8 protein-coding genes are annotated in these 5,944 nt (G+C 54.8%); all 8 read left to right on the plus strand.

Translation table 11 applies throughout. The annotated features are described in order from the left end of the window. On the plus strand, positions 1-1,374 hold a 1,374-nt coding region (locus tag ROO76_08625; protein ID MDT8068216.1), incomplete at its 5' end, for a helicase-related protein. Positions 1,375-1,672: 298 nt separating this feature from the next. After that, on the plus strand, positions 1,673-1,888 hold the full coding sequence (locus tag ROO76_08630; GenBank protein MDT8068217.1) for a hypothetical protein: 216 nt from the start codon (positions 1,673-1,675) through the stop codon (positions 1,886-1,888). A gap of 39 nt (positions 1,889-1,927) precedes the next feature. Then, complete coding sequence (locus tag ROO76_08635; GenBank protein MDT8068218.1) at positions 1,928-2,437, plus strand: hypothetical protein; 510 nt, start codon at positions 1,928-1,930, stop codon at positions 2,435-2,437. Between the two features lie 96 nt (positions 2,438-2,533). Next, complete coding sequence (locus ROO76_08640) at positions 2,534-2,752, plus strand: hypothetical protein (GenBank protein ID MDT8068219.1); 219 nt, start codon at positions 2,534-2,536, stop codon at positions 2,750-2,752. A gap of 280 nt (positions 2,753-3,032) precedes the next feature. Next, positions 3,033-3,458: a hypothetical protein gene (locus tag ROO76_08645; protein ID MDT8068220.1), complete on the plus strand. Its 426-nt coding sequence runs from the start codon at positions 3,033-3,035 to the stop codon at positions 3,456-3,458. Further along, positions 3,455-5,299 carry a DEAD/DEAH box helicase gene (locus ROO76_08650; protein MDT8068221.1) on the plus strand — a complete coding sequence of 615 codons (1,845 nt, stop codon included), beginning with the start codon at positions 3,455-3,457 and terminating at the stop codon, positions 5,297-5,299. The genes ROO76_08645 and ROO76_08650 overlap by 4 nt, the downstream gene beginning before the upstream one ends. A gap of 53 nt (positions 5,300-5,352) precedes the next feature. Further along, complete coding sequence (locus ROO76_08655; GenBank protein ID MDT8068222.1) at positions 5,353-5,610, plus strand: type II toxin-antitoxin system PrlF family antitoxin; 258 nt, start codon at positions 5,353-5,355, stop codon at positions 5,608-5,610. After that, positions 5,607-5,944 (plus strand): type II toxin-antitoxin system VapC family toxin (locus ROO76_08660; protein ID MDT8068223.1); only part of this gene is annotated, 338 nt, incomplete at its 3' end. The genes ROO76_08655 and ROO76_08660, both read left to right, overlap by 4 nt.

The following is a 5,944-nucleotide window of genomic DNA, read 5'->3' on the forward strand; positions in this document are numbered from 1 at the left end:
TATGCCGACGATTGCTACAATTTGCTGCATCGGATGGATGCTCCCCAGGTAATTAAGGAAGGGTTCGCCTGGGGCGGTGAAGGTCGCATGAACTTTGTGCGCCAGTACGGAGTGATTGAAACGGTCAAGAAAGAGAAGGAGGAGGACAACGCCTGCTCCCGTCGATCGACTAAATCTACTACCGTGAAACGCAAGCCTGGCGCCTCTCCGATGCTGTTCGGTCGGTTCTTGTTGGCGAATACAGTTTTCATAAGCTTAGAAGACATCGCCTCCTGCCTTCCCCCGTATGACGAGCAGGTCATCTCGGTGGAAATGGAGCCGCAACTTGAAAGTGCCTACCGGGACATCGAGCGCGCGTTCAAAGATGCCATTCGGGAATATGGATGCGGCAGTGTAGTCAGCCTCATGCTGAATACTCTGCTTCTCTATCCAGATCATCCATTCAACCTGGGTACCGTTACAGCGCGCGTCTACGATCAAGATGCGGGTGGTTTCGTCCGCGTTCCCATTGTTACTCCGCAAGATCTCGATGAATCTGTTAACTCTCGCAAAGAAGACAGACTGATTGAAGAGATCAAGGCGGATTTGGCGCAAGGTAGACGCTGTCAGGTGTTTGTCACGTATACAGGCAAACATTCTGTTCTGCATCGTATCGAAAAGGTTCTCGTGCGCGCCGGCATCCGTACGGCGATCATGGAAGCCAGCCTTCCCACCGAAAAGCGGGAAGCGTGGTACGAGACTCAAGTTGCCAAGGGTACGCAGGTAGTAGTCTGCCACCCGAAGTTAGTTGAGACCGGACTCGATCTGCTTCATTTTCCGACACTCGTATTTTTCGAGTCCGGCTATAGCCTCCATACTTTGCGGCAGGCATCACGCCGGTCCTGGCGTATAGGTCAGAAACTTCCAGTCGTAGTTAAGTTCCTCTACTACGAAGACACCATGCAGGAAAGGTGCCTGAAGTTGATGGGCAAAAAATCTTTAGTTGCGATGGCGACGGAAGGTCGTTTTAGCGGTGAAGGTTTGCAGGCAATGGGGGATGAAGACCTGATGACGGCCCTCGCACGCGAGCTGGTTAACGATAATCATGTCGGTGAATCTGCCGACAAGATTTGGCGTGATCTGCGCGACAAACGTCAGATAGCGTTCGGTATTACTGCTATACCACCTGTCGTCGATATGGCTGCGGTTGATGTTGAACTACAAGCCACTCCCATTGACGTACCCGTCGAACCTCCTGAGTGTATACCCGATGTTCCTCACACCGGCAATGCGCTCGTGGACTTTGCAATCAGCCACCATCCAAAGAAGCCCGGTCGTCGTGCTTCTCTCTACGTGATTCGCGAAGAGAGCGGGCAAATATCCTTGTTTGGGTGAAACCCCTGTGCCAGGTGGAGCAGTTCCGTCCACCTGGTGCTTTCTTCCTCTTTAGGTGCAGTCGCATGTTCCGAAAACAATTCCCACCTTCAATTTCCATTCTGTCACCCGCGCCCAGGCGCCGGTGGTTTTCTGTTCGGTGGAAACCTTTCACCGGCCGCTTCCACGTTGTCGGTGGAGGCGCGAAATCTCACAGCTGCGTTATTTCCAAACGCGACTTACCCTTGTCCAAGCTTGCGCGGCACTTGCGCTCTCTCTTCCCCGCCACACCGACCGAATGATCCAAGGAGGCTTGACGATGAAGCCGAAACTTCTTCATCCCGGAGACATCTGCAGGACCCCCTTCGAGCCCTCGGGCCGAGTGGAAATCCTGTCCCTCGAATCCGCATTTCCACTCGCGCGATTCCGCGCAGCCGCAGTCGTTCGCTTCGTTGAAGATCATCCGCACGGATACCACCAAGGCGAGATCGGTTGCTACTTTGCCGATGAACTGATGCCCACCGAAGCCCGGTAATTGCCCCTTCATCTGCGCCGATAAGTTAGAGAGGTCTGTATGAACAAAAGGAATGCTCCCAAGTGGGTTGTCGCCGGCGGCGCAGCCGGAGAACTCGGTCATTGCCAGAATTGCGGGCAGGGACTCAATATCGGCTTATCCCAGACGCTCACCGTCGCTGCCGCAGCCATAGACACGTTTTGTAAAGACCATGCCCGCTGCACAACGAAGACGTATACAGAACCCGTCCCCGCGACTCCAGAACAATGGGCCGCAGGTCGCGATACCGGGATCAGCTCCATGACAATCTATTCCGTCGTAATGGGTGTTCCCATCGACCGGGCGGACGTTCCGCACGATCCGGCTGATTTTGGTCGCTGCTATCGCCTGCTGCAACTCTTCCCTGCGTGGAAGAAACGACTGTTTCAGGTTGCCGAGCGTTATCCCGTCTGGGCTCCGATGGTTGTCGAATGGTCTGCGCTGGAGTTGCTCTACGAGGAAGCGCTGCGTACCAACTCTGGCGAAGCTCTCTACAAACGCCTTCAATCGTTGCGTAATTCAGCTGCCTGATCCGCTTCGAACGATTTACCCGCGTTGCTCAACATTGGCGCCCCTAAAGGGCGCCTTTTCATTCTTACGCATACCTTTTTACTTGGAGAAAATCTCATGGCCACCATGCAACTTCAGCATCCATCGAGGCCCCGCCCGCAGAACTGGCGCAAACTTCTACAGTCAGGCGACCAGGTCACATGGACAGACCCGGACAACGGTCTCTGCTCCCGCACCCTCACAATCCAGTGCATCCAGTACTTGCCCGGCGGCATCGTCCAGATCACCGATAATTTCGGCGGATATGTGGAAGCATACTTTCGCGAACTGTCCTGAAGTCGATGCATGCGGCAAATCCAGCAAATGCCGCAAATACCGCACGGGAGGCAGGCGCCCAATGTTCTCCGGTGGCCGGTGGCAAAAGCGCCAAAAACGTAGCAGTTGACTGTGGTATAAACGCAATATACCCGATATTGCAGGTAACTGTGCAGTCATCAGGTAAACGAGAATCAAATGGTCAGCCTTTGGGAAGCTGCCACAACCCAAAGGCTCGGGGTTTGTCGTATTCAACGCGTAACAGAGAGCAGCTGTATGCGGTGGGTAAAGAGGTATGACCATGAGCCATGCACTGGTGTTATTGGAGCAGGTAGCAGTTGAGGCACCGAAAGAGAAGATTGCACGATTGGCAAAAAGGGTTGAGTACCTAACCATAGTATCCGAGGAACAACATGCGCGAGCCATCCAGGCCGAATCCAGTTTGGCGATCGCGAATGCAAGGATCGAGCAATTGGCCACCGCAATCAATGGTCGGGGGGATACGGACATTCTTACTGTCGGCATTTTAAGGAACTGGTCGCGAGACAAACGACACACCTTTTGTCTCCATCTCCTGGGATCTGAATGGCTTCGGTCGACGATTGAGTCGGCGAAACGCGATGCATTCAGCGATGCGCTCGATCACATTCAAAAGCAACACAGGATTCACACCACCACTCATTGCTGCGATGTTATTCGCGCCCTGATGCCAAAGGAGCGAGTGTGACAGCGTGTGGAACCGTCAATGCTTCCCAGGAACATGGCAACATCTTCGTCGCGTTGGAAGAGGATGAAGAAGTAGAACAGGCCTTCAAGGAGAAATTCTCCTGCTCTCGAGATGAGATGTCATCGGCGCTCTCTATCGACGCGTCTCAGGGCAATTGCGTTGAACTGGATGCCTTCATGGAGAACTATCCTCTGGAGGGTGACGGCCTCGACTGGATACACAGTATCGCAGATGCTCGACGCCAACGAGCCAAAGACTTTCACGGCTTCTTGAATCACGAGATGCCCCAGGCTCATTTCAATTTACTTCTGCCCGCGCGGGACTATCAGGAGATGGCCGCGTCCATCTTGCAGCACTGTAAGACTCTCCTGCTGGGCGATACCGTAGGACTGGGCAAGACCGTTACTGCGATCTCTGCACTCAGCAATCCCAAACTCCATCCCGCGGTATATGTGACACAAACTCATCTGCCCCGCCAGGTCCGGGAATCGTTCGCGAAGTTTGCCCCTAAGCTGCGGACGCATATCGTTACCTCGGGCAAGCCGTCCAATCTGGGCTCCATCGGAGGAGTCGGTGGCTTCCCTGTCCCAGATATCGTCCTCATTTCGTACTCGACATTGCCGCGCTGGGCCCCCTACCTCGCCACGTTCGTCAAAACTGTCGTCTGGGATGAAGTGCAGGAACTGCGCCGCCCGACCTCCGCGCGATATCAAGCCGCCAAACTCCTCGCCGATGCAGCCGAATACCGGCTGGGGATGTCCGCCACCCCCATCTACAACTACGGCGGCGAGATCCACAACGTGATGAACGTCATCGCGCCCGGCGAACTCGGTTGCTGGGATGACTTCTATCATCGCTGGTGCACCGGCGGAAAAGCCAAACCGCAGCTGACAAGCCCCAAGCTGTTTGGGCAACATCTGCGGAACTCTGGTTTCTTTCTGCGCCGCACCCGCGAAGATGTTGGCCGCGAGCTCCCTCCATGCAGCTACGTGCTGCAGCCGGTCTCATCGGACCATAAGGAGCTGGAAAAGGTCACAGAGAGTTGCACAGAACTTGCCAAGGCCCTTCTCAGATCGACAGGCAGCGGCTTTGACAAGATGCGAGCGACCCAGGACTTCAACAACAAGCTGAGGCTTGCCACAGGACTCGCCAAGGCACCGTTCGTCGCAGAGTTTGTGCGCATGCTGATTGAGTCCGGAGAAAAGGTTGTTCTCTTTGGCTGGCACCACGCGGTCTATGACGTCTGGAAAACGAAATTTGCCGGCCTTCCCTTCCGCATGTATACCGGGACAGAATCAATCTCACAGAAAGAGTCCGCTAAGCGCGACTTTATCTCTGGCAATGCCAAGCTTTTGATTCTCTCGCTGCGTTCCGGTGTCGGTGTCGACGGCCTTCAGGACTCATGCCACCTGGTTGTCAAGGGTGAGACTGATTGGAGCCCGGGCGTTCACGAGCAGGCCATTGGAAGAGTGTGGCGCGATGGGCAAACCAAACCCGTCACCGTCTATTACATGCTTTCCGAAGAAGGCAGCGATCCCTACATGGCCGAGGTGCTCGACCTGAAGACCTTGCAAAGCACCGGCGTCTGCGACCCCACACGCAACATTGACGACAATCTGTTTCAGAACCTCGAGATCGACCCGAATCGAATCAAAGAGCTTGCCCGTCGCTACCTTGAGGCCAATGTCAGCCAACTGGATGATGCCGACCCCATCAGGGAGATCATTCGGGCGCCGATCGCCCCCCGGAAAACCGGCGCGTATGGGTTTCAAGAACTTGCATGTCGGGATCCTCAAGAGATCGAACGGCAGCGCGAGTACTACGCCGAAGACCCTCTCTGATCGTCCCTACTCGCGAACGGTATTACTTTTGCTAATATGTAAAGGGAGGGATTATGGAATCCGCACTCAGCGTCAAAGGCCAAGCAACCATACCAAAGTCGATTCGAGAGCACCTTCATCTCGAACCTGGCGATCGCATCAAGTTTTTTGTTCATCCGGACGGCACCGTGGTCATTCTTCCCAAGGTTCCGACCTCCACCTTGAAGGGGATTGTTCCCAAACAAAAGCGGCGGCGGGTCTCCCTCGAACAAATGGACAGCGCGATTGCAGAAGGCGCTATCGACGGAATGCACCGCAGGATGCGGCGGTGATTGGGCTCGATACAAATATCCTCGTCCGGTACCTCGCTCAGGATGATCCAATTCAGTCACCGCAAGCGACTCAGATCATCGAACTCCGCCTCACCGAGACGCAACCTGGGTTCATCAGTCTTGTGACCATGGCTGAAACCGTGTGGGTGCTGGACAGTCTCTATGGTATGTCGGATCGGGAGATCGCCAGCGCCATCGAGCGGATACTTCAGGCAGACACGCTTTCGGTTCAAAACGAACAAGAAGTGTTTACCGCAATGAGCATCCTCAAGACAAGCTCTGGTTCCTTCTCGGACGCCTTAATTGCGGCTCTCGGAACATGGGCCGGCTGTTC

The sequence above is a fragment of the Terriglobia bacterium genome, assembly GCA_032252755.1.
Classification (GTDB): domain Bacteria; phylum Acidobacteriota; class Terriglobia; order Terriglobales; family Acidobacteriaceae; genus JAVUPY01.